Source organism: Promicromonospora sp. Populi (assembly GCF_041081105.1).
Classification (GTDB): Bacteria; Actinomycetota; Actinomycetes; order Actinomycetales; family Cellulomonadaceae; genus Promicromonospora.
On sequence record NZ_CP163528.1, the window covers coordinates 534,059 to 561,031 of the forward strand.

Sequence of the window (26,973 nt, forward strand, 5' to 3'; positions counted from 1 at the left end):
ACCGTGCACGGACGCCGGAGGCGTGGGCATGCCCCGTCACTATGCGGTCCGGGGTGACGCCGGACAACGAGTTGCCACTTGTTGCCCCTGTGCGACGGCGAACGGCGTGCGTGCGGCCGGTCGTCCGCGAGCGTCAGCCCCGACGGGCGGTCGAGCCCCGTTCGACGAGCTTCGCGGGGAGCAGCGCGGGCGTCGACAGACCGAGCGACGAGGTACGCACCTGGTTCAGGAGTCGCTGGACGGCGAACGTCCCGAAGTGGCGCAGCGGAGCGGCGACCGTCGTCAGCGGCGGGGTGCAGAAGTCGGAGCCGAAGATGTTGTCGAACCCGACGACGCTCATGTCGCGAGGCACCTCGACCCCCAGCCGCGTCAGCCCGCGCATCGCGCCGATCGCGACGAGGTCGTTGTAGGCGATGGTCGCGGTCGCGGAGTGCGTGGTGAGGGCTTGGGCGGCGGAGAGCCCGCCGGCAAGCGTCGGGGCGAACGGGCCCAGACGCCGCCCTCTCAGCCCGAGCTCCTGGGTTGCCTCGCGGAAGGCGCGCCAACGCATCCCGTCCGCCCAGGACGCCTCGGGGCCCGCGAGGTACGTCAGTACCGAGTGCCCGAGGCCCGCCAGGTGCGCCACGGCACGCCGCATCCCCTGCGCGTTGTCGGTGATGACGCTCGGGACGTCCGTGATGACGCGGTTCATCACGACCGTCGGCCGCTGTTTGGCAACGGCCCGGATCGACGAGTCCGAGAGCCGGGACGTGGCCAGGACGACGCCCTCCACCAGGGGCAGGGTCCGTTCCAGGGACTGGCGTTCCGCCTCGTCCGACTCGTGGGCGTCCGCCACCAGGAGGGTGTACCCCGAGTCGACGGCGGTCTTCGCGGCGCTGCGGATGATCTCGAAGAAGAACGGGTTGGTCAGGTCGGAAACGATGATCGCCAGCAGCGCGGTCTTGCCGGACGGCAGCGGTCGGACGACGGGGTTCACCCGGTAACCGAGCTCCTGCGCGATGCGGTGGATGCGCTCCGCCGTCGCCGTGTTGACGCGCCCCGGCCGGGAGAACGCCCGCGAGACCGTCGAGGGAGCGACACCTGCCGCCTTTGCGACGTCGTAGATGGTCGGGTTGGAGCGGGAACTCTCGGTTTCGCCCATGCGCCCGGAGCGTAGATCGCCCGGGTGCGGCGCGGCAACCGTTTGCCGTAGAACGGGCGGAACGCGGTGTATCCCTACCTGCCTGGCAAGTGGTGGCAACTCCTTGACGGCCCTGGGGCCGCGCTCTCGAATGAGCACCATGACCATGGGCGCACGGGGTACAGGGACGGGCTCGCTGCCGGGGGAGGGGCGGGCGGAGACGGTCCCGCTGGTCGACGCGGTGGGGGAGGAGACGGTCCAGGTCGAGGCGGCGGAGGGTGAGCTGAGGCGCCTCGGCCTCGCGGACGTCCGCGTACGGCACCACGGTGAGCTGGCCCGGCTCGAGGCGCCGCGCGCCGACCTCGCGAGCATCGCGACCGAGCCCTTGCGCGGGGAGGTGCTGCGCGCGGTGCGCTCCGCCGGCTTCCGGGCCGTCGCGATCGATCTCGACGCCGCCACCGGCCTGGACGACGCCTGATCCGGCCGGCGTGGCAACAAGTGGCAACTCGTTGTCCGACCCCGGTGGGCCCCCTAGTGTCCCTGGCGTAGCGCACGACAACACGCCCCGGCCGAACCACTCGGCTGGTCGGCGCACCTCGACGGAGAGGTAGTTCGATGCACCACGAAGCTGGGAGACCGTCGTTCGGGAGCCGCGCGCTCGTGCTGCTCGCGGAGTCGTGGCGACCGGCCGCGGTGCTGCTCGCGCTGTTCGTGGCGTGGTGGTTCGTGGCCTGGCGAGAGCTCGTGCCGGCCTATCTGGTGCCCGCACCCGGCGCGGTGGCCCAGACGATGGTCGCGGACTGGGCGATGCTGCTCGAGCACACGTGGGTGACCACCCTGGAGACGATCGTCGGGTTTGTGCTCGCGGCCGCGATCGGCGTGGCGACGGCGGTGCTCCTCGTCTACTCCAGGACGGCGGAGAAGTCCCTCTATCCGCTCATCCTCTTCGCCCAGGTCATCCCCAAGATCGCCATCGCGCCGATCCTCGTGGTCTGGTTCGGGTTCGGGATGACGCCGAAGATCGTCCTGGCCGTGCTCATCGCCTTCTTCCCGGTGGTGGTCTCCGCCGTCGCGGGGCTGCGCTCCGTCGACCCCGAGCTGCTGGAGATGTCCGCGACCATGGGCGCCTCCCGGTGGAAGACGTTCCGCAAGATCCGCTTCCCCGGGGCCCTCCCGCAGCTCATGTCGGGCCTGAAGGTAGCGGTCACGCTGGCGGTCGTCGGCGCCGTCGTCGGCGAGTTCGTGGGTGCCGACCGCGGTCTCGGGTACGTGCTGCTGCTCGCCAGCGGCAACCTCGACGCGCCCCTGCTGTTCGCCGACCTGATCCTCATGTCGCTCATCGGCGTGGTCCTCTTCGTCCTGGTCGAGCTGCTCGAACGCCTCCTCATCCCATGGCACGCCTCGCGGCGCGGCAACCTCGCGCTCGCGACCGTGTGACGCGCCGGACCGACAGAAACGACTCCCGCGCCCTCGCCGTCCGCGAAGCGCAACGACCAGAAGGGCTCTACCCATGCGTGGTGGCAAGTTCGGAATGTCGATAGTCGTGGCAGGCGTCGCGTTGGCAACGGTCTCGGCCTGCGGGCAGGCCGGCGGCGAGCAGTCGGCCGACGGCCTGACCGAGGTCACGGTGACCCTCAACTGGGTCCCGTACGGCGAGCACGCGCCGTTCTACTACGGCGTCGAGCAAGGGATCTTCGAGGAAGCCGGCATCGACCTGACGATCCAGCCGGGCAACGGCTCCGGGAACACCGTCCAGCAGGTTGCGCAGCGCAACACCGACTTCGGGTGGGCGGACACCCCGCCCCTGGCGAACGGGATCGCCTCGGGCATGCCGATGCGCAGCGTCGGCGTCTTCTTGCAGACCGGCCCCAGCTCGGTCGAGTTCTTCGACGACCAGGGCATCACCGAGCCCGCCGACCTCGTGGGCAAGACGGTCGCCGGCACCCCGGGCGATGCCATGTACGGCACCTTTCCGGCGTGGCTGGAGCTCAACGGGGTCGACCCGGCGGACGTGAGCGTGGTCAACGTCGACGCCGCGGGCAAGATCGCCGCGCTGATCGAGGGCAGGGTCGACGCGATCCAGGGCTTCCACCACGACCAGGCACCGACGATCGAGAACCAGACCGGCAGGGAGGTGTCCGCCCTCCCGTTCTCGGACTTCGGCATGAACCTGCTCGGCACCGGCCTGCTGGCGCACGAGGCGACCATCGAGAGCGACCCGGAGCTGGTCCAGGCGATGCTGAGGGCGACGTCCGAGTCCTTCCTTGCGGCGTCGGAGGACCCGGAGGCCGCCGTCGCAGCGATGGCCGCCAACGCAGAGCAGGCGCCGGAGGAGAGCGTGCTGGCGGCCCAGCTCGAGGCGACGATCGGCCTCCTCAACCTGGCCGAGGCCCCGGCTCCTGGCGTCAACACCGAGCAGCAGTGGACCGACACGCTCGCGTTCCTGAGCGAGAACACGCAGTTCGAGGGCACCTCGGAGCCCGGCGACTACTGGGACGCGACCTTCGGGGCGGACCTGTGACCGTGACGAGCGCGCAGGGGGAGTCCGTCCAGACGTCCGACGCCGGGCCCATCATCGAGGTCACGCACCTCACGCGGCGCTTCGTCTCGAAGCGTTCGGAGACCGTAGCGCTCGACGACGTCTCGCTGGCCGTGCAGCCCGGCGAGTTCGTCACCGTCGCGGGACCGTCCGGCTGTGGCAAGTCGACGCTGCTGAAGGTGATCGCGGGGCTGACCCGTGCCACCGAGGGTGACGTGCGCCTGTACGGGCAGCGGGTCACCGGTCCGCAGCGCGACATCGGGTTCGCCTTCCAGCGCTCGGCCCTGCTCGAATGGCGTGGCGTGCGCAAGAACATCCTGCTCCAGGCCGAGATGCGCGGGATGGACCGGCGTCTTGCCCAGGAGCGCGCGGACCACCTCATCGAGCTGACCGGCCTCACGGGATTCGAGAAGGCCCTTCCGCACGAGCTGTCCGGCGGCATGCAGCAGCGCGTCGCGCTGTGCCGTGCGCTGCTGCACGAGCCCCGGGTGCTCCTCATGGACGAACCGTTCGGCGCGCTCGACGCGCTCACGCGCGAGCAGATGAACATCGAGATGAACCGGATCTGGCGGGACACCGGGACCACCGTCGTGCTGGTGACCCACTCCGTGCCGGAGGCGGTGTACCTGGGCAGCCGGATCGTCGTCATGAGCCCGCGTCCCGGCCGGATCCTGGAGACGCTCGAACCGGGCCTGCCGGACCGTCGTGCGTACGGCGCGACGCTCGCCGACCCCCGGTTCACCGCGGCGGCCGAGCGACTGCGCGAGCTCCTCGGCGCGAGCCATGCACCCGAGTGACCTGCGCCGGAGTGCTGAGGCCCGGCAGTGACGGCGCACCCGCTCGGGGTGGGGATCGTCGGTATGGGCGGCATCGGGAGGATGCACGCGAAGGCGCTGGGTGAGCTGGCGGGCCGGGCACGTCTCGTCGCGTCCAGCGGCGGGAGGGCCGAGGACCTCATGGGCGGGCCTGTGGAGCGTCTCGATCCCGCCGAGGTCATCGCTCACCCCGACGTCGACGTGGTCGCGATCTGCACCCCGAGCGGGACGCACGCGGCGCTCGCGCTGGCAGCTCTGAAGGCCGGCCGGCACGTCGTCGTCGAGAAGCCGCTCGCACTGGACGTCGACGACGCGCTGCGCGTCGCGCGTGCCGCCCGTGAGCGCGGGCTGACGGTCTCGATGATTTCCCAGCGGCGCCTGGAGACCGAGCACGTGGCGCTCAAGAAGGCCATCGACGACGGGGCGCTGGGCGAGCTGCGGCTGGCGACGACCCACGTGCACTGGCACCGCGACGACGACTACTACCGTGCCGCGCCCTGGCGCTCCACGGCGGAGCAGGGCGGCGGATCCTTGATGAACCAGGGCGTGCACAGCGTGGACCTGCTGCGCTGGCTGTGCGGTCCGGTCGAATCGGTGACAGCGCAGTCCGGCACGCTCGCGCACACGATCGCGGCCGAGGACACAACGGTGGCGACGCTCCGGTTCGCGTCCGGTGCGCTGGGTGTGGTGACCACGACGACGGCGACGCCGCCGGGGTTCCCGGCGACGATCTCCGTGTTCGGCTCGCGGGGGTCGGTCGAGCTCGGCCAGGGTGAGGTGCGGCGCTGGGACGTGCCGGGGGTGGCTGAGCCGGGGACGGGCAGCATCCCAAGCGGCGCGGCCGAGCCGCTCAGGATCGGGCACGCGGGACACCTGGCGCAGTGGACCCGGATCATCGACGCTCTCCAGACGTCCTCGCCGGTACCGGTCGGCGTAGACGACGCCCTGGAGACGGTCCGGCTGCTGTGCGCGATCGAGCTGGCCGCCGCGACCGGGGTGGTCGTACGGCCGGCGGAGCTGGGCCAGCTTGATCGGCGCCGCCGACGCTGATGCCGGGCCTCAGCCGGCGTCGAACCGCTCCTCGCCCTCCTTGTCGGGGTTGTCCTCGGGATGCTCGCCGGGTATCGCGTTCTCGTCCGCGGGATCTGTTGCCTCGTCCGAGGCGGGGTCCGTTGCCCGAACGGCTTCTGCCTGACGCTCGGCCAGCTCAGCAAACTCGGCGTCGTCCCGCGGTGTGTCGTTCTCACTCATGCTGATTCCTCCGGAGCCCGATGGCGGCCGCACAGCCGTGCGACTGCTTTCGACGCTACTGGGACCGCGCTGCACTCGCACCCAGGCTCGGGAGCCCCCGGCGAGATCTGCCGGTCTACAGCTTGCGCAGGCGCTCTACCAGCGGGCCGGCGGCCTCAGCGAGGAAGCGGTCCTGGTTGTGCTCGCCCACCTGGACGATCGCGAGGTCTGTGAACCCGGCGTCCAGGAACGGGCGGGCGCTCTCGGCGAGCTTGTCGAGGTCTGGCCCGCAGGCGATCGCCGACGCCACGTCCTCCGGCCGTACGAACTGCGAGGCCGCTGTGAATCCGGCTGGTGTCGGCAGGTCCGCGTTCACGGACCAGCCACCGCCGAACCAGCGAAACTGCTCGTGCGCTCGCTCGATCGCGGCCTCCTCGTCCGGGTCCCAGCACACCGGCACCTGGCCGTACGCCCGGGAGCTTCCCGGGTGTACACCGGACCACTCGCGCACGAGGTCGCCGTCGGGCTGCACCTGGACCAGGTGGTCCGCGAGCGGTGCGAACCGCTCGACCCCGTGCTCGCCGGACACTGCGATGCCGATCTCGACCCCGGCGTCCGGCACGTCCCAGAGGCGTGCAGAGTCGACACGGAAGTAGTCGCCCTCCCAGGTGACCAGCTCGCCGGTGAGGAGCTCGCGGATGATGTGCGCCGCCTCCTCGAGCATGTCCTGCCGCACGGCGATGCTGGGCCAGCCCTCGCCGATGACGTGCTCGTTCAGGTTCTCGCCGGAACCGAGTCCGAGGGTGAACCGGCCGTCGGCGAGGAGCTGGAGGGTCGCCGCCTGCTGTGCAACGACGGCCGGGTGGTACCGCATCGTCGGGCAGGTCACGAAGGTCATCAGCTCGACCCGGCTCGTGGCTTGCGCCACGGCGCCCAGCAGCACCCAGGCGTTGGGTGCATGGCCCTGCTCCGTGAGCCAAGGGGAGTAGTGGTCGCTCGATACCTCGAAGTCGAAGCCGACGTCCTCGGCTGCCACGGCGTGCCGGACCAGCTCTCGCGGTCCGCTCTGCTCGGTCATGAGCGTGTACCCGATGCGCATGGACTTGCTCCCTTCCTCGCGGTTCGTTCACGACCATAGGCAGGGTCGTGGCCCACTCGCCTTCCGGGACCGGCGGACCCGAACGGGTCGTCTTTCGGGTCAGGTCATGCACCGCCCACACGATCGCTTTCGTTCGGAAAGGCCCCGATGAATTGACGCTGCGGTAGCCGGTGGTCGAGCGTTTCCGCCACCAGGAGCCCTTCAATGGGGAAGGGCTCTGGAGTCAGAGAGGACTCCGAAATGCGCATCCTGAAGACCTTCGCCGCAGTGCTGGCGGCGACCATCGTCCTGGTGCCGGCCGCACCCGCCGTAGCGGCCGACCCGATCAGTCTGACCAGTGGTTTTTACGTCAATCCCAACTCGCTGCCCGCCCTCTGGGCCCGCAACAACTCCGGTGATGCCCGAGCGGCCCGGATCCAGGCTTCGATCGGGTCCAAGCCGATCGCCCGCTGGTTCGGCAACGACGCCGCGATCGCTACCACCGTGGCCAACTACACCGGAGCGGCGGACGGGCAGGACAAGCTGCCGGTCCTGGTCGCCTACAACATCCCGGACCGGGACATCTGCGCGGGCCACTCCGGTGGTGGTGCGGGCAGCGCCGGCGCGTACCGGACCTGGATCTCCAGCTTTGCGGCCGGGATCGGCAGCAAGCCGGCGGTGGTGATCATCGAGCCGGACGCGCTGAACGGCATGGACTGCATGACGCAGGCGCAGAAGGACGAACGGCTCGCCATGTTGCTCTATGCGACCCAGATGTTCCAGCAGAAGGCACCGAACACCTACGCCTACCTTGACGCCGGGAACTCGGGCTGGACCAACGCGTCCACGATCGCCTACCGGCTGAACCAGGCCGGTATCGGCAACATTCGCGGCTTCTCGGTGAACGTCTCGAACTTCTACACGACCAACGAGTCGATCAGCTACGCGAGCTCGGTCAACAGCTACCTCGGTACGACGAAGCCGTTCGTGATCGACACCAGCCGCAACGGCAACGGCCACGGCGATGGCTGGTGCAACCCGGCCGGCCGCAGGCTCGGCGTGACCGCACAGACCGGCGGCGGCGCCGAGATGCGCTTGTGGGTCAAGACCCCCGGCGTCTCCGACGGCCCGTGCGGAACCGCCCCGTCCGTCCCGGCCGGCACCTTCGATCCCGGTCTTGCCGTCCGGCTGATCGACGGTTCATAACCCACGGTCGGCCCCTTCCGCGGACTCCTGGGACGCGGAAGGGGCCCGGTTGCGAGTGGTATGTGCCGCCGTACGTTGGGGCGATGCGATCCTCCTGGTACTCCGACGCCGTCATCTACCAGCTCGATCCACGCCTCTTTGCCGACTCGAACGAAGACGGCTGGGGCGACCTGCGCGGCATCACCGAGCGTCTGCACTACGTGCGCGGGCTCGGTGCCACGTGCGTGTGGATGTTGCCCTTCTACGCCTCGCCCTTCCGCGACGGCGGATACGACGTCGCGGACCACCTCGCCGTCGACCCACGCCTGGGCGACCTGGCCGACATGGCCCACCTGCTCGAGGCCGCCGAGGACCTCGGCCTGCACGTCCTGGTCGAGCTCATCGCCCAGCACACCTCCGACCAGCACCGCTGGTTCCAGGAGGCGCGGCAGGACCGGAACTCGCCGTATCGCGACTACTACATCTGGGCCGACGAGCCGAACAGTGACATCAAGCCGATGTTCCCCGACGTCGAGCCCAAGACCTGGACCTGGGACGACGAGGCGCAACAGTTCTACCGGCACGCCTTCTACGCGCACGAGCCGGACCTGGCGCTCGACAACCCGCGCGTCCGGGACGAGCTGTACCGCATCGTCGCGTTCTGGCTGCGCCTGGGCGTCTCGGGCTTCCGGGTGGACGCCATGCCGATGATGCTCGAGCGGGCCCGCGCCGCCCGACCGGACACCGACGGCCAGTGGCTCGTGCGCGACATGCGCGCCGCCGTGTCCGGGCAACGCACGGGGGCCGTGCTGCTCGGCGAGGTGGACGAGGCACCGGCCGAGGCCGCCCAGTACTTCGGGTCCGACGGCCAGGGCATGACGATGCTGCTCGACTTCTGGACGAACAACCACCTCTTCCTCGCCCTGGCCCGCGGCCAGGCCGAGCCGCTGGAGCGGGCGCTGCGCAATCAGCCAGCCCCACCGGACGGCGCGACGTACGCGCACTGGCTGCGCAACAACGACGAGCTGAACCTGGTCCGGCTCGCGGAGGACGAGCGCACGGAGGTGCTCGATGCCTTCGCTCCCGAGGACTCGATGCGGGTCTACGGCCGCGGCATCCGGCGGCGCCTGGCCCCCATGCTCGACGGCGACCCGCGCCGCATCGCCCTGGCGCACGCCGTGATGCTCTCCCTGCCCGGGCCGCCGGTGCTGCGGTACGGCGACGAGATCGGGATGGGCGACAACCTCGATCGGCTGGAGCGCGAGGCTGTCCGTACGCCGATGCAGTGGTCGACGACGCCGTCGGCGGGCTTCTCGAACGCCGCACCGGAGAAGTTCCAGGCGCCCGTGGTCACCGGTCCCTACGGCCCCGAGCACGTGAGCGTGGACGAGCAGAACGTGCGCGACGGTTCGCTGCTGCACCGGGTGGGCGCCCTGGTGCGTGCCCGGCTGGGGTTGAGCGAGCTCGGCCGGGTCCGCCCGGAACCGTGGGACCTGGGCGTCCCGTCCGTCCTGGCGCTGCGCTACCAGGTCGCGGAGTCCAGCGTGCTCCTGCTGGCCAACCTGGCCGACGAGGATGTGGTCGCCAGCCTGCCCGCCGACGAGGTCTTGACCCTCGATGCGGGGCTCGCGCGCTACGTCGACGTGCACGTGGACCAGGACTACGCCCCCATCGAGGCCGACGGGCGCATCCCGATCGCCGGGTACGGCTACCGGTGGCTGCGGCGCACGATCGACGGCGACGCGGTCGGCAACTCGGCAGTCGAAACGGCCGGTGAGCCTGTCGACGGGACCTCCGGCAGCGCCTCCGACAGCAAGGACAACGCATGACCGCCATCGGTTTCCACGTCTCCCACGAGCAGCTCCACCCGACCGAGGGCCTGCGCGTGTCCCGGCTCGCTCAGGACGCCGGCTTCGACGCCGCGATGTGCTCCGACCACCTGGCCCCGTGGAGCGAGCGGCAGGGCGAGTCGGGCTTCACGTGGTCCTGGCTCGGGGCCGCGCTCGCCACTACCGACCTGTCGTTCGGCACGGTGTGCGCGCCCGGTCAGCGCTACCACCCCGTGATCGTGGCGCAGGCGATCGCGACGCTCGGGGCGATGTACCCGGGCCGGTTCTGGGTTGCGCTCGGCTCCGGCGAATACCTCAACGAGCACGTGACCGGAGACCCCTGGCCGGCAAAGGCCGAGCGTGACGCTCGCCTGGTGGAGTGCGTCGAGGTGATCCGGGCGCTGCTGCGCGGCGAGGAGGTCGACCACACCGGCCGGGTCGTCGCGCGCCAGGCGCGGCTGTGGACGCTGCCAGAGGTTTTGCCCGCGCTGATCGGTCCGGCACTGACCCCCGCAACGGCTGGCCGCCATGCCGCCTGGGCGGACGGCCTCATCACCGTGAACAAGCCGGTGGAGGAGGTGCGGCAGGTCATCGATGCCTACCGGGAGGCGGGCGGTGCGGGAGAGGTCGCCCTGCAAGTGCATATCGCGTGGGCCCCGACGTCGGCGGAGGCCGAGGCCGTCGCGATCGACCAGTGGAGCACGATCACCGGCCCGCCCCACGTGACCGAGGACACCCCCACGACAGCCGCGTTCGACGCGCTCGGCCGCAACGTCGGGATCGCGGATGTGCGCCGCGCCGTCCTGGTGTCCGCCGACCTCGGTGAGATCACCGCGCGGTTGGCCGAGCTGCGCGATGCAGGCGCCGACCGCCTCTACCTGCACCAGGTGGGCCGGCAACAGGACGCGTTCATCGAGACCTTCGCCGAACACGTCCTGCCTGCGCTGAGAGGCGAGTGAGTCTCGACGGCGTCAGGCTGGTCGGGTACGCAAGCGATCGACCGGTTCAGGCCGCCGTCTCGGCTGCCGGTCCCGTGACATGGCGAAACTCTGCTGGATTCGGTTCCCGAGATCCGGGCACCGAGGAACGAAGGGAAAGCTGATGAGCGCAGGCGACAAGGTCCAGAACGCGGCGGAGAAGGGCCTCGGCAAGGCGAAGGAAGCCGTCGGGGAGGCGACCGACAACGAGCGGCTCGCAGCCGAGGGCCGGGCCGAGCAGGCCGAGGCAGACCTCAAGGACGCGGGGGAGAAGGTCAAGGACGCGGCGCAGGACGCCAAGGACGCGGCCAAGGATGCGTTCGGGAGGTAACCCCGACCGCGGGTGAGGCCGCACCCGGCGGCCTCACCCGGGGGGCCGGGTAAGCCAGCAGGCTCAGAAGACCGGCTTGCCGCCGGTCACGCCCAGCACCGTCCCGGAGACATAGGACGCCGTCACTGGTGACGCCAGGAACACGAACGCCGGCGCCACCTCGGCGGGCTGGCCGGCCCGGCCCAAGGGAGTGTCCGCGCCGAACGACGTGATCTTTTCCTCGGTCTGGGTAGCCGGCTGCAACGGCGTCCAGATCGGGCCCGGCGCCACCGCGTTCACGCGGATCCCCCGCGGACCCAGTTCCGCGGCGAGGTTCACCGTGAGGTTGTTGATCGCGGCCTTCGTAGCCGCGTAGTCGAGCAAGGTGGTCGACGGCTGGAACGCCTGGATCGACGAGTTGTTGATGATCGACCCGCCGTCGCCGATGTGTTCGAGCGCCGCCTGCGTCACCCAGAAGAGCGCGTACAGGTTGGTCTTGAGCACGCGGTCCAGGTCGGCGGTCGTCACGTCCGCGATCGACTCACGCCGCGCCATCTGATAGCCCGCGTTGTTGACCAGCACGTCCAGGCCGCCCAGCTCGCCTGCCGCCCGGTGCGCGACGCCGCGTGCGGTGGCCTCGTCCTGCAGATCGCCGGGGAGAAGGACGCACTGGCGCCCTGCCGCGCGCACCCACTGGGCCGTCGTTGTGGCGTCCTGCTCCTCCTCGGGGAGATAGGACACGGCGACGTCGGCCCCTTCGCGCGCGAAGGCGATGGCCACCGCACGACCGATGCCGGAGTCGCCACCGGTCACCAGAGCCTTGTAGCCGACGAGCTTCTCGCTGCCGACGTAGCTCTCCTCGCCGTGGTCCGGTGTCGGGGTCATCTGCTCGGTCGAACCGGGCGGTTCCTGCTGCTGCGGGGGAAAAGACTGGTCCTGGTTCATGTGCCCTCCGTGGTCGGGATAATTCACCATGGGGCAGCCTCAGGTGACTCGCATGCGCGACCGGACGGTGCGTCCGCTCGCCCTCCGGTCGGACGGGTCTTGGGTCAGGCGACCTGGTCGCCCGGCAGCGTGGCAGACGGCGGTTCCTGCCGGTCTACCGGACGGATGGTGCCCAGGGCGTGCGCCAGCGTGTCCTGGACGACGTCCTCCACGGCGTGGGTCTGCAGGTTGGCGTCGAACCGCAGCGCGGCCATGACCTGGTCGGCCATCACCCGCACAGGGATGTGAGCCTCGCAGGCGGCGTCGAGCAGCACCTGAGCGGCTTGGTCGTCGTCGACGCGCCGGGCAACGACGATCACGCTCTTGGCGCGCTCGATCATCGTCTCGCCGACGAGGACGGGACTCACCGTGCGTTCTGACTGACCCTGGTTGCGACCAAGGTTGTCGCCCACCAACGGGGCCGGCACGGAACGACCGGCATCGGCTTCGGTGCCGGGGTCGGGATGGGTGAGTGTCATACGAGCCTCCAGGCCGTCCGGACCTGGAGCCGTTTCATGACTCCGTCTTTTGCATAATAGTACGAATCAGACTCTATGGACAGCCCTTGGCGGGCGCGACCCGATCAGGCGGCGCACTCCGTGCAGATCATCTGACCGCTCTTCTCGTAAGCCAGCTGGCTGCGGTGGTGCACGAGGAAGCAGCTCGGACAGGTGAACTCGTCCGCCTGTCGCGGCAGCACACGTACCGCTAGCTCCTCGCCGGACAGATCGGCGCCCGGGAGCTCAAAGCCCTCGGCCGCTTCGGTCTCGTCCTGATCCACAACGCCCGAGGACTTGTCAGATCGATGCGCCTGCAGCTCCTGGATCGAGTCCTGCTCGACATCCTCATCAGTCTTACGCGGGGCGTCGTAGTCAGTTGCCATGTGGTGTTCTCCGTCAGTGATCGGGCCATCAGAGAGCTTGCAGTGCCCACCTTCGCGTGTGGTTCGCTCACTCGCACGCCGAGCGTGCGACGGCACACGGCGCCGCTGTGCCCGTCATCATGGATCCGCGGGTCCTACGGGCTCGTCATTCATCGGCTCGTCGAGCGAGAAGGTCAGGCGCCGTTCGAGCACCTCCTCCGCGACGGACAGCAGGCTCGTCGAGCGTGCGAAGGCATGTGCCCGGATCACCGCGAGCGCATCATCAGGGCTGACCCGGAGCTGGGCCAGGACCATGCCGGTGGCCTGATGCAGCAGAGCTCTCTCTGACCAGTCCAGTGAGTCGTCATCCCCGAGCAAGGATGCCCCGACCGTGTCGGCGAGGAACTGCAGGTCCTCCGCGCTACGGGCTGGTGGATCAGCCGACACGTAGAGGCTGAGCACTCCGACGACCCGGCTCCGTGCGCGCATGGGCACCGCGTAGAGCGTCACGTCGTCCCCGACCGATTCGGCCAGCTGAGAAAAGACGGGGTACTCATCGACCGCTCCTTCGATCACCAGCCCGTCGATGCGCAGGACGATCAGCCGGTCCTCGGCCAACGCCCTGTTTACCGGGCCCTCACCCAGGATCTCCTGAAGTGGTTCGAGCTGTTCGAACATCCCTGGAGTGCTGATGGCCAGGCGTTCTCCCGGCTCGGCCGAGACGGTGAAGGCCCCGCCCTGTGCCTGGAGCGTGTCGACGCAGGCCTCGCAGAGCCGCATCGCCGATGGGCGGTCGGTGTTGCCCTTGGCGAGGGCGCGCGCGAGAGCGTGCGACAGCTCTGACGGATCCAACAGTCGCTCACCTCCCCCTGGTGCCGAACGAGTCGGGTCCTCACGGAACGGCGGGGACCATCCTGCTTCAGTGGTCACGCGCTCGGGTGCCCTTCGCGACGGCGTGGTCATCGTGTGCACGAAGCCGCCCGCTCGCAAGACGTCTCCAGCCGGCTGACCGCTTTGCCCAGGTTTCGCCCCTAGAGTTCTGGTGTGCGAGTGCTGCTGGTGGATGATGACGAGCCGATCGTCATGTCGTTGAAGCGCGGGCTGGTCCGGTACGGGTACGAGGTCGAGTGGCTGGCTACCGGGGCCCAGGCACTGCGGGCCGGCCCGGCCGACGTCGTACTGCTGGACCTGGGGCTGCCGGACCTGGACGGGCTGGACGTGTGCCGGTCGTTGCGGGCGCGGAGCGACGTACCGATCATCGTCATCAGCGCGCGCAGCGAGCTGGCCGACCGGGTGGCCGGCCTGGAGCTCGGGGCCGACGACTACATCTCCAAGCCGTTCGGGGTGCGCGAGGTGATCGCCCGGATCAGGGCGGTGATGCGACGGGTCAACCCCGAGCACGGGTCCGACGACGCCGGGCACTACGGCAGGGTCACCGTCGACCGGAGAGCGGCGCGCGTGTTCCTCGACGGGATCGAGGTGCCGCTGACCCGGAAGGAGTACGGGCTCCTCGCCTTCCTGAGCCAGCAACCGGGCGCTCTCGTGACCCGGGAACAGATCATGGACGCGGTCTGGGACGCGAACTGGTTCGGCTCCACGAAGACCCTCGACGTGCACGTCTCCGTGCTGCGGCGGAAGTTCGCGGGCGCGCTGACCATCAGTGCCGTGCGGGGCGTCGGGTTTCGTCTGGTCGTCGACGGGGCCGGGTCATGATCCGGCGCTTATGGGCACTGCTCGCCGTCCGGGCCCTCGCGGTGACGGCGGCGCCGGGCGTGGTGGTGACCAGGCGCGACGAGCGCCTGGAGACCTTGATCGCTGCCCAGCGGGCATTCATCGCGGACGCCTCTCACCAGCTGCGGACGCCGTTGACGGCGCTCCGGTTGTCGCTGGACAACATCGCCGAGGGCGTCGACGACCCGGTGGTCCGGGACGACGTCGAACGAGCGACCCGGGAGGTCGTCCGGATGAGCCGCCTGATCGACGGGCTTCTTGTGCTCGCCCGCGCCGACGCCCGGACCGCCAGCGCCGAGCCGGTGCTGCTGGCGGACGAGATCGAGCAGCGGCTCGCATTCTGGCGCCTGCAGGGTGCTGAGCACGAGGTCCGGTTCCGGCTGACCGGAGCATGGGACGCCGAGCCGGTGGTCCTGGCGGGCCCCGGGCATGTCGAGCAGATCCTCGACAACGTGCTCTCCAACGCGCTGGCGGTCTCGCCCGACGGCGCAACCGTCACGGTAGACGTGCAGGTCGGCGGCGACGTCGTCGTGCTCGAGGTGCGTGACGAAGGACCAGGCATGACCGCTGCCGAGAAGGCACGAGCGTTCGACCGGTTCTGGCGCGGGCCCGGCCGTACCGGCCCGGCAGGCTCCGGGCTCGGCCTCGCGATCGTCCACCAGCTCGTCACCGATGCCGGTGGGGTCGTCGTGCTCGACGACGCCCCCACCGGCGGCCTGGTCGTGCGGGTCAGCTGGCGGGCAGCAGCGAGGAGTGGTGGTTGACGATCAGCCACTCGCTGCCGTGCTTCTCGTACACGAAGGTGTAGCGCGCGTCCGCGTAGGTCACCGTGCCGTCGTCGGCCGTGAAGGTGAACGTGTACAGGCCGGTGTCGATCGCCGTGGTCGGGGTGAGCACGTTGATGACGGAAAGGGTCCGCTCCCCGCTCGGGTTCCGGGCGAGGAACTCCTCGAAGTAGTCCACGATCCCGGCGCGGTCCGTCCGGACCTCGGCCGAGAGCGTGGGCAGCAGCACCGCGTCCGGGGCGTAGATGTCGGCCAGTGCCTCCGGGTCACCGGCCTCGACCAGGGTGTTCCACCGGTCGAAGAGCGCGCTGATCTGGGCCTCGGTCGGCACGGTGTGGGACTGCACGGTGCTGGCCTGCACGGTGCTGGTGGTGCTTGCGTTCCACGGGGTGGCCGTGGCCACGGCCGGTGCGCCGAACGCGATGGCCGCTATGGCGGCTCCGGCGACGACGGCCGAAAGCTTCTTCATGGGTGTCTCCCTGGACTGATGGACATTCCGGAGACTTCACCCTTGCAACCAGCGGGTTAGCGGACTGTCAGCACAGCTCAAGCCGGGGGACAAGGCTGACTCTCGGCGGCGCGGCGTCGCGAGACGGACCGGCCGAGCAGGACGAGCAGACCGGCCATCACGACTCCGGTGACTGCGACCCCGACGCGGGCCGGGTCGCTGGTCGGATGGATGATCCCCAGCACCACCTGGTGTGCCAGGACGGCACCAGCGGCCAGCGCGAGACGGTGGCGATCGTCGAACCCCGGCCTGCGCGACCACCGCCAGGTACAGATCGCGCCGAGGGTCACCGCCACCAGGAACACGACCAGGGCGCCCGCGAGCATCGGTCGGGACGCCGCCAGCAGCCCGAGGTGTCCGCCCAGGCCCAGCACACCGAGCGCGACACAGGTGAGCAGGCCCGCGAACCCGAACAAGACCGCCGGGCGCGGCGGTCCGGCCGTGGCGGCCGTCGCATTTGTGCCGATCGACGGCCAGACGAGCATCCCCGCGACGATGCAGGCGGCGATGGCGACGAGCGACGCGACCAGCAGCGGCGTCGGCAGCGCGAACAGCGGGTCCAGCGAGAACACGGTGGCGAAGCGGATCAGGGCGAAGCCCAGCAGGAACACCACCGCAGCCACGATGAGACCAGGCGTCCTCAGCCAGGGTGTGCCCCGACGCGAAGGGAAGCACAGATCCACCAGGACGATCGGGACCGTCACGCTGAACAGCGCATGGTTGACGAGCTGGAAGAGCGTGTAGACGCCGTTGACGCCGAACGCGACCCCGCCCCACCGGGGCCCGATGGCCTCGTAGATCGACGGGCTGAAGAAGCTGCCCAGCGCCAGCCCCTCCTCCACGGTCGCATAGGCCAGACCGAGCAGGACGACGGCGAGATACCCACCGCCGCGCCGGACGACCACCTCGCGAACGAGCAGCGCACCACCCCCGTAGACCGGGACCAGCACCAGGAAGGCGAAGATCCCCGACGGGACGAAGGCAGTCCCGATGGAGGCTTCGGCGATGAACGGCGCGAGCACGAACAGGACCAGCGGCGGCAGCAGGCGGGGGACAGCTTGTGGTGTGGACATCATCAGCTTCCTCACGGGAGGACCGGACAATCGGATCTGTCCTACCGTGACACCACGCAACGCGGTCAACAGCCCCTGGAGGCACCCTTTGACCATTGGTGAAGCACCTGGCGACCTTCGTGAACCCCGCACCCCCGCGCACTGGGAGCCCATCTCGCGGTGGGCGCTCGCGGTGCTTGCGGGCGCTGCCCTGATCGGTGCCGTGCTCTCCGTCGCGGCGGTGCCCGCCGAGGCGGGCTGGACGGCGGCCGCGGCGGCCCTTCAGCTCCTCGTGACCGGCGCCGGGCTCTTCCTCAGGGGCCGCCCCTTGATCTGGGCGATCATGATCGGCATCGTCATGCTGGTCACCAGCGGTCTCGGTGGTGGCATGGTCGACCTGGCCGCGAGCGGGGCGATGCCGTGGGGCACGGTGGCCGTCACGCTCGGTGCCGCGAACCTGGTGCGGCGCGCCGGCGACTGGTGGACCATGCTCGCCGGCAGCATCGCGCTCGGCGCCGGTTCGCTGGGCACGATCTGGGTAGCGGTGGAACGGGGCTTCCCGCCCGCGGCCATGGCCCTGGCGGCCAGCGTGCCGTACCTGGCGGGCGTCCTCATCGCGTCCCGGGCCCAGCTTCGGGAGGCTCGTGAGGATCGGCAGCGTGCGCGTGTACGCGATCCCGGTCCGGAGCCGCTCCTCGCCGCCGCTCGACGGGCACTGGCCGTGGTGGTGCTGCGGGCCGACGACCTCGTGACCGGTTCCGGGCCGGCCGCGCAACGGCGCGTTGCGGCCGAAGTTCGCGAGGTGGCCCGCGCCGGCCTTGCCGGCACGCACGGACCCGGCACCGTCGTTCGTATCGAGTTCGTTGATCCCGAACAGGCGTCACCGACGGTACCCGCCCCCTCCGTACCGCCGACCGAACAGGAGCCCGACCTCAACGACCGTGAGCGTGAGGTGCTGAGGATGCTGGCCACGGGGTCGACGAACCAGGCGATCGCGCGGAGCATCTACCTCAGCGAGGCATCGGTCAAGCAGCAGGTGTCCAGGCTCATGCGGCGGTTCGACGCGGACAACAGGACGCAGCTCGCCCTGCGGGCCAGCCAGTGGTTTCCCCCGGACTGACGATGCGCGAGCGGCGCGAAAAGCTTTGCGTGCGCCGCAGTCCGGATGCTGGGGTGGCCCGGTGACCAAGCGTGACGAGACGGCGGATGTCCGACCGCAGACCCTTGCCTGGGTGAGCCGGCACCTGGAGGTCGGCGAACGGATCATCGCGGCCGAGGCGCTGCACGGCGGCATCACCGCCGAGATGCGGAGGCTGACGATCGGCACGGGGGAGGGCGGCACCCGCAGCCTGGTCCTGCGGACCTTCGTCGACGTGGACAACGCCGAGGACTGGCTCGACAGGGAGGCCGGTGCCCTCACCCTGCTCCCGGGGACCGGCGTGCCGGCCCCTGAGCTGGTCGCGGTTGATCCGACCGCCGCGCACTGCGAGTATCCGTCCCTCCTCATGACACACCTGGCGGGCCTGCCGGTCCTCGACGACGGGGGACTGGAGACGCGCGTGAATCTGCTGGCCCGGCAGCTCGTGGCGATCCACGACGTGCGACCCGCCGAGCGGCCCCGGGACTATGTGGCGCTGACGACCGCCGACACCGTCGTGACTCCCGAGGGCGCCGACGCCGCGGTCTGGGCCGCGGCGATCGACGTGATCCGGGAGCCCGCTCCGCCCTGGGCGGGGCGGTTCCTGCACCGGGACTTCCAGCCCGGCAACGTGCTGTTCGATGGGTCATCCCCGGGGGCGGGCGCCCGGATCACCGGCGTCGTCGACTGGGCGGGCACCTCCTGGGGCCCCGCGGACCTCGACGTGGCGCACTGCGCCACCAATCTCGCGCTGCTGCACGGCCCGGCGTGGGGTCCGCGGTTCGCCGAGGCCTACGAGGAGGCCGGCGGGGTGCTGGCCGCGGCCGCGAGCGAGCGGCTGTACTGGCAGGTGCGGGACGCGCTGGCGGCCTCGGAGGAGGTGCAGCAGGTGTCGCAGCCATGGCGGGAGGCCGGGCGAACGGACCTGACGACACGGGTCGTGGCGGGGCGGCTGGACGCCTACGTCACTGCCCTGATGGGCGTCCAGCGCACCAGCACGTTGTAGCTCAGGACGAGGATCACGGAGGCGACCGATTCCTGACCGTCAGAGTCGAGCGGTCTCCGGCGACACCGCCAGGCGGGTGTTCCACGGGTCGGCGAAGCGCAGCGTGTCGCCGTCGTCGGCGGTGGGGACGCGGTGGAAGCGCAGGCGGTCGGCGAGGGCCTCGACGTCGGCCCGGGTCGGGACGAGGATCCGGACGTCGCCGAGGCCGAGGGACGCGGCGCGCGGCCCGGCACCGGCGCTGCGCCAGGTGTTCATGCCGATGTGGTGGTGGTAGCCACCGGCCGAGACGAACAGGGCGGAGTCCATCTGCGCGGTGATGTCGAACCCGAGCGTGTCGACGTAGAACCGGCGCGCGGACGCGAGGTCGCCGACCTGCAGGTGCACGTGCCCGATCGCGGCGGAGGCGCCGTCGTCGGGCGCCTCAGGGGTGTACCAGCGCTGCAGGAACTGGTTCGGGTCGAGGGGCTCGATGCCCATCGCGACCGTCCCGTCCGGGTGCACGGACCACTCCTCGCGGGGGCGGTCGCGGTACAGCTCCACGCCGTTGCCCTCGGGATCGGTGAAGTAGAACGCCTCGCTCACCAGGTGGTCGGCGCTGCCGGTGAAGGTCTGCGGCACGCGCTGGGCCATGGAGGCGAGCGATGCGGCCAGCCGCCGCTCGTCCTCGAAGACGATGGCGGTGTGATAGAGCCCGGCACCGCGCGGATCAGCGCCCGGCAGGTCCCGCTCCTGGCGGAGCACCATGATCGGCACGCCGCCGCGGCCCAGTGTGGCGGTGGCGCCGGACTGGCCGAGGACGTCGAGCGTGACCGCGTCCCGGTAGTACGCGGTCATGGCGTCGAGGTCGTGCACGAGCAGCTCGACGGTGTTCATCCGAGTGCCGTCGGGCGCCGCTCCCGCAGTGGCGACGCTGTCCGGACGCCACGCGGGGGCGGCCGCTCTCACGCCCAGACCTCGAACCCGATCCAGGCGGCCACGACGGCCAGCACCAGCAGCACGACGTTCGGGGCCAGGGCCTTGGCCTCACCTCGGACGACGTGCGTGATGATCGCGCCGACCTGCACCAGCGCGAGCCCGACTCCCGCCAGCGGCGCGAGAACGGGCGCGACCTGCACGAGCGGCGGCACGATCAGCCCGATCGCGCCGAGCACCTCCAGCAGTCCGATCAGCTTGACGACGGGTCCAGGGAAGTCACCGGCCCAGGCCATGCCGGACTCGGTGAGCTTGGCCTGCGGGCTGAGGATCTTCATTCCCCCTGCGAACAGGTAGGCCAGGGCGAGCAGCCCGGCGATGATCCAGTAGGCGATCAGCATGGTGTGCGTCCGTTCGAATGTGGTTGTCCCAACAAGTATTGTGCCGAGTCTGCACCCGTTTAGTTGTTGCGTCAACCAAAGCGTAGGGTGGAGCTCGTGAAGCGACGCGTACCCCGGATGAACGACAAGGAGTCACAGGCCTGGCTGGGCCTGGTCACCGTGTTCCAGCTCCTGCCGTCCGCGCTCGACCGGCAGCTTCAGCGCGACTCCGGGCTGACGCACTTCGAGTTCGCGGTGCTGTCCACCCTTCAGCTCACCTCGGAGCCGGCGATGCGCATGACCGCGCTCGCCCAGGCGACCGATGCCACGCTGCCGCGCCTGTCCCACGTCTGCGGGCGCCTGGAGAAGCGCGGTCTCGTCGAACGCTTCCCCTGCCCCGCGGACGGCCGCGCCACCAACGTGCGCATCACGGGCGACGGGCGGCGGGAGCTGATCCGCGCCGTCCCCGGCCACATCGCGACGGCGCGACGGCTTGTCATCGACGCGCTCACGCCGGACCAGCTCGACGCGCTGACCGAGATCACCGGCACGATCGCCGCGAGGCTCGCAGACGAGTCGGGCGACCCGCCCCGGGTCTGAGCGGAAAACCGGTCCGGCGAAGAGCTCGGCGCGTGCCGGTCCGCGTCAGTGCGCGACCTCGACCTCGGCCTCCGCCGGCTCCGTGTCGTCGAGGTGCTCCTCGGCCCAGAGGCGGATCGCCGCCAGCGGGCCGACCAGAGTGTGACCGAGGGCCGTGAGCTCGTACTCGACGTGTAGGGGGACCGCCGGGTAGACCGTGCGGTCGATGATGCCGTGCGACTCCAGGCGGCGGAGGGTCGACGTGAGCACCTTCGGCGTCACGCCCCCGAGGCGCCGCTGGATCGCACCGAACCGCACCGGACCCTGTTCCAGCGCGCCGATGGTGAGGGTCGACCACTTGTTGGCGATGAGGTCGAGGACGTCCCGGCAGGGGCACAGCGCGCCGTACACGTCGTGATCGTCATGTGCGCCCGTGCGGCAGGGGAAGGTCATCTCACACCATGCTATCTATTAGATACTAGAGGCTCTTGCGGGAAACTATGGCTGCAATCGTAGCCTGCTCTCGACGCCGCAAGAGCGGTGCCGAGGAACGTAGACCACAGGAGTCTCACCATGGCCGCACTGGCCCAGATCTCACCGACCACCATCTCTCGTCACGCAGCAGTCGAGGCCATCGAGGCCGCCCTGCGCGGGGCGGCGGACGGTGGGGTGCCCTTCACCATCTCCGTCCTGGACGCGGGCGGGCACCTCGTCGCTCTCGTCCGTGAGGACGGCGCCGCGCTGGCGTCCATCGAGACGAGCCAGGCCAAGGCGCGCACCGCCCTGTACTTCGCCCAGCCCACCGCTGATCTCCAGGCCGCGGTGCAGCCTGGTGCGCCGCTCTTCACCATCGAGACCTCGGTGACCTCGCAGCTTGCGTTCGTCGGGGGCGGCATCCCGGTCGTCGACGCGAACGGCACCGTGATCGGCGCGGTCGGTGCGGGTGGCGCGAGCCCGCAGCAGGACCACGACATCGCCGCGACGGTTGTCGGCAAGCTGCAGGGGTCGACGGCGCGATGACAACTATGCGTGCGGTCGCCGCGGGCGGCCCGGACCACAAGCTGGTCGACGTCGAGCTGCCGATGCCCAGCCTCCGCGCGCACGACCTCCTCGTGCGCGTGGCGGCGGTCTCGGTCAATCCGGCCGACGTGAAGATCGCCGCCCGCGCCGCGGGAAAGCCGCGGATCCTCGGGTTCGACGCCGTCGGCACCGTGGTGGAGGTAGGCAGCGCCGCAACCGGCTTCGCGGCCGGTGACGAGGTCTACTACGCGGGCGACATCACCCGGCAGGGGGCGAACGCGGAGTTCCAGGCCATCGACGCGAGGCTGGTCGGACACAAGCCCGCCCAGCTCTCGGTGGCGGAGGCGGCCGCGATGCCGCTGACCACGATCACCGCGTGGGAGTCGCTGTTCACCCACCTCGCCGCCACCCCGGACACGACGGGTTCGCTCGTTGTGGTCGGTGCGGCCGGGGGCGTCGGCTCCGTGCTCATCCAGCTCGCGAAGCTGCGTACGGCGCTGCACGTCATCGGCACGTCCTCCCGCCAGGAGTCCAGCGACTGGGTCACCACGATGGGCGCCGACGTCGTCGTCGACCATCGTTCCCTGGCGAAGTCCGTCAAGGCCGTTGCCCCCGAGGGTGTGGACGCGCTCTTCTCGTCCTACTCGACCGGCAACATCCAGGACTTCGCGGAGATCGTGAAGCCCTTCGGGCACATCGTGGCCATCGACGACGGCAAGCTGGACCTCGGTCCGCTCAAGTCGAAGAGCATCGCCTGGCACTGGGAGCTGATGTTCACCCACGCGATGTACAGCACGCCCGACATGGCGTCGCAGGGTCAGCTGCTGAACGAGGCCGCTGACCTCTTCGACGCCGGGTCGCTGCGCACGACCCTGACCACCGAGCTCGACGACTTCAGCGCCGCTGGGATCCAGCACGCGCACGATCTCGTCGCCTCGGGCCGGACGATCGGCAAGGTCGTGGTGCGGCGCTGACCCCGCCCACCGGGACGGCGTAACGCGGTGTCCTGGGTTCAAGGCCCGACCGGTCTTGAACCCAGGACACCGGTTTGTCCGACGACGTCCGGTGGCCGCCGGTGCAGGGCTCAGCCGGCCCGGGTGAGCCGGAAGGTCTGCGCCGCGGCGCCGGTGCAGGGCTGCTGCGTGAACCCGGTCCCGTCAGTCCCGGTCGCCGCGCCGAGGGTCAGGCACAGGTTGCTGTGCCGGGCGGTGAAGGTGAACGCGCCGCCCGCCGTCGTCGTCGGACGCCACTGCTGGTTGGTGCCGCCCACATAGCTCCAGAGATGGATCGCGGCTCCGCTGCCGACGGCCCCCGGGCCGCCGGCGACGTCCCAGACCCTGGCGGCGTGCTGGTTGGTCACCCGGTAGTAGCCGTCAGTGGTGGGGGTGAACTGCCAGCGCTGGTTGGCCTGGGTGGTGGGTCCGCAGGTCCACTGCTGCACGCCGGTGCCGTCGGTGGTGCCCCAGCCGGCGCCGTCGAGGCACTTGCTGCTCACCGAGGAGGTGACCTGGTACCAGGCCGCCGGGTCCGGGTCGGTCGGGGGAGTGGTGGTCGTCTGCGGGTCCCAGGTGTACGTGGCCACAGCCCGGCCGGGCAGCGTGTGGGTCACGGAGCGGCCCTCGTCGGTGATGGAGAACGTACGGCTGCCGGACGAGGCGTTCACGACGTACGCGACGCGGGTCCCGTTCGGGTTCTGGAAGACGACGTTCTGGAGCCCGCCGGAGCCCTCGCTGGTGGAGCCGATGCGGCGGGCGCCGGCGTCGACGAACTTGCTGAGCTGACCCAGCACGTAGAACTCGGCGTTGCGGGTGACCGTGCTGCCGTTGATCTCGACGACACCGTTGCACCGGGTGGTGCAGTGGCCCTGGTGCGGCCCGCCGTTCTGGTTGAGCGCGAGGTTCCAGTTGATGACCGTCTCGCCGCCGTTGCGCATGTTGCGCACCACGAGGTTCTCCGCGTGCCAGATCAGCGTGTCGCCGAACGTGGAGGCAGCGTTGGCGCTGTCGGTGCCGGAGCACTCCGTGAAGTAGACACGTTTGCCGGCGTTGATCACCTGGGCCTGCGCCTCGGGGGAGCCGCCGTAGCAGTGGAAGGCCGCGCCGACGATGCGGGAGATGCCCGCGGTGCCGTTGAACACCTCGATCGGGTAGCCGGGCTGGTCCCAGTTGTGGTCGTAGGCGAAGATCTGCGTGCCCAGGCCCGCGCTGGTCAGCGCGGGGTCAAGCACCCGGAAGAACGCCGCCTGCTGGGCGGCGGACATGCTCATCGAGGGGTAGCTCGTGGCGAAGAGGGGCTCGTTCTGGACCGTGAGGTCGCTGAGCGTCACGCCCTGCGCCGCGTACGCCTGGATCGTCCGCACCAGGTAGGTGGCGTACTCGTCGTACATGTCGGTGCGCAGGCTGCCGCCGTTCAGCGAGTTGCTGGTCTTCATCCAGGCCGGCGGGGACCAGGGGCTGCCCATGAACCGGATGCCCGGGTTGATAGCGCGCGCCTGCTGCAGCACCGGCAGGATCTCCTGCTGGTCGCGGGCGATGCTGAACTGCCCCTGCGTGTCCTCGTAGGTGTAGAAGCCGCCGGAGTTGAAGTCCGTGCTGCCGAGCGGCTGGCGCAGGTAGTTCAGGCCGATGCCGTCGCCGGAGCGGGAGAACAGCGACTGCAGCATGCTGTTGCGGGTGGCGGCGGGCAGGTCGTTGATCAGGGCGGCGGACGCCTCGGTGACCGACGCGCCGGCGCCGGTGAAGCGCTGCAAGACCTGGGCCGGGTTCACCTGGATGTTGGTGGCCTGCGGGGTGGAGTTGAAGGCCAGCTCTCCGCCGTCGGTCAGCCTGCGGCTGCCGTCGGCGGTGGTCACCCAGACGTGCGCGCTGGTCGGGGCGGCGGCGGCCGGGCCGGCGGCCAGACCGATGCCCACGACGCCGACGGCCAGGACGCTCAGCGCGGCGAGCGACGTCCGGATGGACCCTGTGCGGGTTGTGCGCGACATTGCGACTCCCTCGATGGGTAGGTTTTTGCGGGAGCCTACTCCTACCTACCGAGTACTCGGTAGGTAGGGGATTCCCGTAACGCGCGTCCGGTGGCCTCCCGGTCGCGCGATGCGGTGCACCCAGGTCCGTAGACTCGCTCGGATGACACGAGAAGCCGGCGGAACCAGGGTGCGGCGTCCTCCCGCGGAGCGGCGGGCGGAGATCCTGCGCATCGCCATGGAGACGTTCGCCGACCGCGGCTACCAGAGCGCGTCGCTGGCCGAGATCGCGGACCGGGTCGGGCTGACCCAGGCCGGCGTGCTGCACTACTTCTCGTCCAAGGCCGGCCTGCTCACCGGGGTGCTGGACCTGCGCGACTCCACGGACATCGAGGAGCTCGGCAACGAGCGGCCCCAGGGCCTGGCGTTCCTGCGCCACCTGGTCGAGACCACGCGGCGCAACGCCGAGCGGGAGGGGATCGTGCGGCTCTACACCGTGCTCGCGGCGGAGAGCGTGACCGCCGAGCACCCCGCACAGGACTACTTCCGCGACCGCTACCAGGGGCTGCTCACCCTCGTGGTCGAGGCGCTCGACGAGGCGCAGGCGCAGGGCGAGGTGGGGCCCGACGTCGACCCCGGGACCACCGCCCGGGTGATCGTCGCGATCATGGACGGGCTGCAGCTCCAATGGCTGCTCGAGCCCGGTTCCGTCGACATGGCGAAGGCGACCGAGGCCGCGATCGTCAGGCTGATCGGCCGGGATCTGCCGCCGACGACGCGGCCGTTCCCGCTGTCGCCCGCTCCCTGACCATCCGCTCCTCCCGGAGCGCCACCTCCAGCGCCACGAAGGCCAGCACGTCCAGGAGCAGGCCGAACGCCGCAGCCCAGCGCACCGCCCGGAACACCAGGAGCTGGGTGAACAGGAGGCTGACGAGCACCGCCCGGCGCACCCAGACCGCGCCGCGCAGGTGGTTGCGTCGGCCGACGACGACACCCACGGCCAGCAGCACGACGGACGCTCCGACGGCGGCGAGGATCGCGAGACCGGTCCACTGCGGCAGCCCGGGCATCAGCCCGAGCGCGACCCGGACGCCCACCGTCGCCTCGGCCGCACCCACGAGCACGAGAGCCCCGATCACCAGCCAGGCCGCCCAGGCCCGGTCCACGAGCGCGTCGAGGGCGCCAACCACGCGGCGGACAAGGGCGCGGACCGGGTCGGGTACGTCCGCGTCGTCGTCGGGCACGGCGTCGACCAGGTCGGTGACCAGCTCGGCACCGGGCTCGCCGGCGCCCTTGGCGGCCAGTGCTCGCGCCTCCTCGCGGGCGGCCGGGGTGAACCCGCCGGCCAGGCCCGCGGCGAGGCGGTCGGCCGCCACGGCGAGGTACTCGGCCGGGTGGTGCGCCCGGCGGCCGTGCAGCCCCTCGACGATCAGCACGAGCACCACGGTGACGAAATAGATGATCGCGGCGGTGGGCGCGTAGAAGTAGTCGTTGTCGGCCGTGACGAACTTGCCGACCTCGTCGATGAACAGCCCGAAGCCGACGCCGCCGAGGATCGCGCCGAGCGACCGTGGCGCCGGGCCCACGTACGACAGCAGCAGCACGATCGCCAGCGCCATCAGCAGCCCGCCCCACAGCACGTGGGCGAGGTGCAGCTCGCCCCCGCCGATCTGCGGGTAGCCCGTCGCGACCAGGTAGGCCCGCGTGGCCAGCACGGTCACGACGCTCGCCACGAGGAACGTCACCAGGTGCCGCACGGCCGAGGTGTCGCGTGGCGCCCCGAGCCGCAGGAGGTGGCCGCGGCGGGCCAGGCCGCCCGGTCCGGTGGTCCGCTCGTTCGTCATACCGTCTCCCAACACGTCGGCCCGCCGGAGGGCGGGTGCCGGAAGCTGACTGAGGTCAGCAACCGGTCACCCGTCCCCAAGTATCACCGCCCGGGGCACCGCCCGTCAGTGACGCCGCGTCGCAGGC

The 26,973-nt window shown here is 70.6% G+C and carries 31 protein-coding genes; 17 read left to right on the forward strand and 14 right to left on the reverse strand.

What is annotated here, in order from left to right:
- Positions 1 to 133 precede the first annotated feature (133 nt).
- Entirely contained in the window at positions 134 to 1,141 is a 1,008-nt protein-coding gene (locus tag AB1046_RS02285) for a LacI family DNA-binding transcriptional regulator (protein ID WP_369372166.1), read from the reverse strand.
- 139 nt (positions 1,142 to 1,280) lie between these two features.
- Here AB1046_RS02285 and AB1046_RS02290 point away from each other — a divergent pair, with 139 nt between their 5' ends.
- The 5 genes from AB1046_RS02290 to AB1046_RS02310 all read left to right on the forward strand — a co-directional run bounded on the left by AB1046_RS02290 (position 1,281) and on the right by AB1046_RS02310 (position 5,524).
- Positions 1,281 to 1,598, forward strand: coding sequence for a hypothetical protein (locus AB1046_RS02290; RefSeq protein WP_369372167.1), 318 nt, complete (start codon positions 1,281 to 1,283; stop codon positions 1,596 to 1,598).
- Between the two features lie 137 nt (positions 1,599 to 1,735).
- Positions 1,736 to 2,557: an ABC transporter permease gene (locus AB1046_RS02295; protein ID WP_369372168.1), complete on the forward strand. Its 822-nt coding sequence runs from the start codon at positions 1,736 to 1,738 to the stop codon at positions 2,555 to 2,557.
- A 73-nt stretch (positions 2,558 to 2,630) separates the two neighbouring features.
- The gene (locus tag AB1046_RS02300; protein ID WP_369372169.1) at positions 2,631 to 3,641 is read left to right on the forward strand and encodes an ABC transporter substrate-binding protein; all 1,011 of its coding nucleotides are present in this window, start codon (positions 2,631 to 2,633) and stop codon (positions 3,639 to 3,641) included.
- On the forward strand, positions 3,638 to 4,456 hold the full coding sequence (locus AB1046_RS02305) for an ABC transporter ATP-binding protein (protein ID WP_369372170.1): 819 nt from the start codon (positions 3,638 to 3,640) through the stop codon (positions 4,454 to 4,456). The genes AB1046_RS02300 and AB1046_RS02305 overlap by 4 nt, the downstream gene beginning before the upstream one ends.
- Positions 4,457 to 4,483: 27 nt before the next feature.
- On the forward strand, positions 4,484 to 5,524 hold the full coding sequence (locus AB1046_RS02310; RefSeq protein ID WP_369372171.1) for a Gfo/Idh/MocA family protein: 1,041 nt from the start codon (positions 4,484 to 4,486) through the stop codon (positions 5,522 to 5,524).
- A gap of 9 nt (positions 5,525 to 5,533) precedes the next feature.
- Here the strand turns inward: AB1046_RS02310 and AB1046_RS02315 are convergent, their stop codons facing one another.
- Both AB1046_RS02315 and AB1046_RS02320 read right to left on the reverse strand, forming a co-directional pair.
- The gene (locus AB1046_RS02315; RefSeq protein WP_369372172.1) at positions 5,534 to 5,725 is read right to left on the reverse strand and encodes a hypothetical protein; all 192 of its coding nucleotides are present in this window, start codon (positions 5,723 to 5,725) and stop codon (positions 5,534 to 5,536) included.
- A 115-nt stretch (positions 5,726 to 5,840) separates the two neighbouring features.
- Positions 5,841 to 6,803 carry an LLM class F420-dependent oxidoreductase gene (locus AB1046_RS02320; RefSeq protein WP_369372173.1) on the reverse strand — a complete coding sequence of 321 codons (963 nt, stop codon included), beginning with the start codon at positions 6,801 to 6,803 and terminating at the stop codon, positions 5,841 to 5,843.
- Between the two features lie 240 nt (positions 6,804 to 7,043).
- Here AB1046_RS02320 and AB1046_RS02325 point away from each other — a divergent pair, with 240 nt between their 5' ends.
- The 4 genes from AB1046_RS02325 (at position 7,044) to AB1046_RS02340 (ending at position 11,104) form a co-directional block, all read left to right on the forward strand.
- Positions 7,044 to 7,988 (forward strand): glycoside hydrolase family 6 protein, encoded by a 945-nt coding sequence (locus AB1046_RS02325; RefSeq protein WP_369372174.1) that lies wholly within the window; start codon positions 7,044 to 7,046, stop codon positions 7,986 to 7,988.
- An 83-nt stretch (positions 7,989 to 8,071) separates the two neighbouring features.
- Positions 8,072 to 9,796, forward strand: coding sequence for an alpha-amylase family protein (locus AB1046_RS02330; RefSeq protein WP_369372175.1), 1,725 nt, complete (start codon positions 8,072 to 8,074; stop codon positions 9,794 to 9,796).
- Entirely contained in the window at positions 9,793 to 10,755 is a 963-nt protein-coding gene (locus tag AB1046_RS02335) for a TIGR03885 family FMN-dependent LLM class oxidoreductase (RefSeq protein WP_369372176.1), read from the forward strand. The genes AB1046_RS02330 and AB1046_RS02335 overlap by 4 nt, the downstream gene beginning before the upstream one ends.
- Before the next feature lie 142 nt (positions 10,756 to 10,897).
- On the forward strand, positions 10,898 to 11,104 hold the full coding sequence (locus AB1046_RS02340; RefSeq protein WP_369372177.1) for a CsbD family protein: 207 nt from the start codon (positions 10,898 to 10,900) through the stop codon (positions 11,102 to 11,104).
- A gap of 63 nt (positions 11,105 to 11,167) precedes the next feature.
- Here AB1046_RS02340 and AB1046_RS02345 read toward each other — a convergent pair whose 3' ends face one another.
- The 4 genes from AB1046_RS02345 to AB1046_RS02360 all read right to left on the reverse strand — a co-directional run bounded on the left by AB1046_RS02345 (position 11,168) and on the right by AB1046_RS02360 (position 13,781).
- The gene (locus AB1046_RS02345) at positions 11,168 to 12,028 is read right to left on the reverse strand and encodes an SDR family oxidoreductase (protein ID WP_369372178.1); all 861 of its coding nucleotides are present in this window, start codon (positions 12,026 to 12,028) and stop codon (positions 11,168 to 11,170) included.
- 104 nt (positions 12,029 to 12,132) lie between these two features.
- Complete coding sequence (locus AB1046_RS02350; RefSeq protein ID WP_369372179.1) at positions 12,133 to 12,546, reverse strand: ANTAR domain-containing protein; 414 nt, start codon at positions 12,544 to 12,546, stop codon at positions 12,133 to 12,135.
- 104 nt (positions 12,547 to 12,650) lie between these two features.
- Positions 12,651 to 12,950 (reverse strand): DUF4193 domain-containing protein, encoded by a 300-nt coding sequence (locus tag AB1046_RS02355; RefSeq protein ID WP_369372180.1) that lies wholly within the window; start codon positions 12,948 to 12,950, stop codon positions 12,651 to 12,653.
- A gap of 117 nt (positions 12,951 to 13,067) precedes the next feature.
- On the reverse strand, positions 13,068 to 13,781 hold the full coding sequence (locus AB1046_RS02360) for a GAF and ANTAR domain-containing protein (protein WP_369372181.1): 714 nt from the start codon (positions 13,779 to 13,781) through the stop codon (positions 13,068 to 13,070).
- Between the two features lie 192 nt (positions 13,782 to 13,973).
- Between AB1046_RS02360 and AB1046_RS02365 the strand changes: the two genes are divergently transcribed.
- Positions 13,974 to 14,642, forward strand: coding sequence for a response regulator transcription factor (locus AB1046_RS02365; RefSeq protein WP_369372182.1), 669 nt, complete (start codon positions 13,974 to 13,976; stop codon positions 14,640 to 14,642).
- Positions 14,639 to 15,424, forward strand: coding sequence for a sensor histidine kinase (locus tag AB1046_RS02370; protein ID WP_369372183.1), 786 nt, complete (start codon positions 14,639 to 14,641; stop codon positions 15,422 to 15,424). The genes AB1046_RS02365 and AB1046_RS02370 overlap by 4 nt, the downstream gene beginning before the upstream one ends.
- Here AB1046_RS02370 and AB1046_RS02375 read toward each other — a convergent pair.
- Both AB1046_RS02375 and AB1046_RS02380 read right to left on the reverse strand, forming a co-directional pair.
- Positions 15,390 to 15,914 (reverse strand): SgcJ/EcaC family oxidoreductase, encoded by a 525-nt coding sequence (locus AB1046_RS02375; RefSeq protein WP_369372184.1) that lies wholly within the window; start codon positions 15,912 to 15,914, stop codon positions 15,390 to 15,392. The two genes, AB1046_RS02370 and AB1046_RS02375, sit on opposite strands and share 35 nt — an antisense overlap.
- Before the next feature lie 77 nt (positions 15,915 to 15,991).
- Complete coding sequence (locus AB1046_RS02380; protein ID WP_369372185.1) at positions 15,992 to 17,026, reverse strand: hypothetical protein; 1,035 nt, start codon at positions 17,024 to 17,026, stop codon at positions 15,992 to 15,994.
- 88 nt (positions 17,027 to 17,114) lie between these two features.
- Between AB1046_RS02380 and AB1046_RS02385 the strand changes: the two genes are divergently transcribed.
- A complete protein-coding gene (locus tag AB1046_RS02385) occupies positions 17,115 to 18,125 on the forward strand; it encodes a response regulator transcription factor (protein WP_369372186.1) in 1,011 nt (336 codons plus the stop codon).
- A 61-nt stretch (positions 18,126 to 18,186) separates the two neighbouring features.
- Positions 18,187 to 19,149 (forward strand): phosphotransferase family protein, encoded by a 963-nt coding sequence (locus AB1046_RS02390; protein WP_369372187.1) that lies wholly within the window; start codon positions 18,187 to 18,189, stop codon positions 19,147 to 19,149.
- Between the two features lie 39 nt (positions 19,150 to 19,188).
- Here AB1046_RS02390 and AB1046_RS02395 read toward each other — a convergent pair whose 3' ends face one another.
- Positions 19,189 to 20,094 carry a VOC family protein gene (locus AB1046_RS02395; RefSeq protein WP_369372188.1) on the reverse strand — a complete coding sequence of 302 codons (906 nt, stop codon included), beginning with the start codon at positions 20,092 to 20,094 and terminating at the stop codon, positions 19,189 to 19,191.
- Positions 20,091 to 20,462 (reverse strand): DoxX family protein, encoded by a 372-nt coding sequence (locus AB1046_RS02400; protein WP_369372190.1) that lies wholly within the window; start codon positions 20,460 to 20,462, stop codon positions 20,091 to 20,093. The genes AB1046_RS02395 and AB1046_RS02400 overlap by 4 nt, the downstream gene beginning before the upstream one ends.
- A gap of 96 nt (positions 20,463 to 20,558) precedes the next feature.
- On the opposite strand from AB1046_RS02400, the gene AB1046_RS02405 reads away from it, so the two are divergent.
- Entirely contained in the window at positions 20,559 to 21,041 is a 483-nt protein-coding gene (locus AB1046_RS02405; RefSeq protein ID WP_369372192.1) for a MarR family winged helix-turn-helix transcriptional regulator, read from the forward strand.
- A gap of 45 nt (positions 21,042 to 21,086) precedes the next feature.
- Here the strand turns inward: AB1046_RS02405 and AB1046_RS02410 are convergent, their stop codons facing one another.
- Positions 21,087 to 21,473, reverse strand: a complete 387-nt coding sequence (locus AB1046_RS02410) for a winged helix-turn-helix transcriptional regulator (protein WP_369372193.1) — start codon at positions 21,471 to 21,473, stop codon at positions 21,087 to 21,089.
- 120 nt (positions 21,474 to 21,593) lie between these two features.
- On the opposite strand from AB1046_RS02410, the gene AB1046_RS02415 reads away from it, so the two are divergent.
- Together AB1046_RS02415 and AB1046_RS02420 are read left to right on the forward strand one after the other, a co-directional pair.
- Positions 21,594 to 22,040 carry a heme-binding protein gene (locus AB1046_RS02415; RefSeq protein ID WP_369372194.1) on the forward strand — a complete coding sequence of 149 codons (447 nt, stop codon included), beginning with the start codon at positions 21,594 to 21,596 and terminating at the stop codon, positions 22,038 to 22,040.
- Positions 22,037 to 23,014, forward strand: a complete 978-nt coding sequence (locus AB1046_RS02420; protein WP_369372196.1) for a zinc-binding alcohol dehydrogenase family protein — start codon at positions 22,037 to 22,039, stop codon at positions 23,012 to 23,014. The genes AB1046_RS02415 and AB1046_RS02420 overlap by 4 nt, the downstream gene beginning before the upstream one ends.
- A gap of 110 nt (positions 23,015 to 23,124) precedes the next feature.
- Here AB1046_RS02420 and AB1046_RS02425 read toward each other — a convergent pair whose 3' ends face one another.
- Positions 23,125 to 25,023 (reverse strand): RICIN domain-containing protein, encoded by a 1,899-nt coding sequence (locus tag AB1046_RS02425; RefSeq protein WP_369372197.1) that lies wholly within the window; start codon positions 25,021 to 25,023, stop codon positions 23,125 to 23,127.
- Between the two features lie 142 nt (positions 25,024 to 25,165).
- Between AB1046_RS02425 and AB1046_RS02430 the strand changes: the two genes are divergently transcribed.
- Positions 25,166 to 25,810, forward strand: a complete 645-nt coding sequence (locus AB1046_RS02430) for a TetR family transcriptional regulator (protein ID WP_369372198.1) — start codon at positions 25,166 to 25,168, stop codon at positions 25,808 to 25,810.
- Here AB1046_RS02430 and AB1046_RS02435 read toward each other — a convergent pair.
- Complete coding sequence (locus AB1046_RS02435; protein ID WP_369372199.1) at positions 25,746 to 26,846, reverse strand: hypothetical protein; 1,101 nt, start codon at positions 26,844 to 26,846, stop codon at positions 25,746 to 25,748. The two genes, AB1046_RS02430 and AB1046_RS02435, sit on opposite strands and share 65 nt — an antisense overlap.
- Between the last annotated feature and the right edge of the window lie 127 nt (positions 26,847 to 26,973).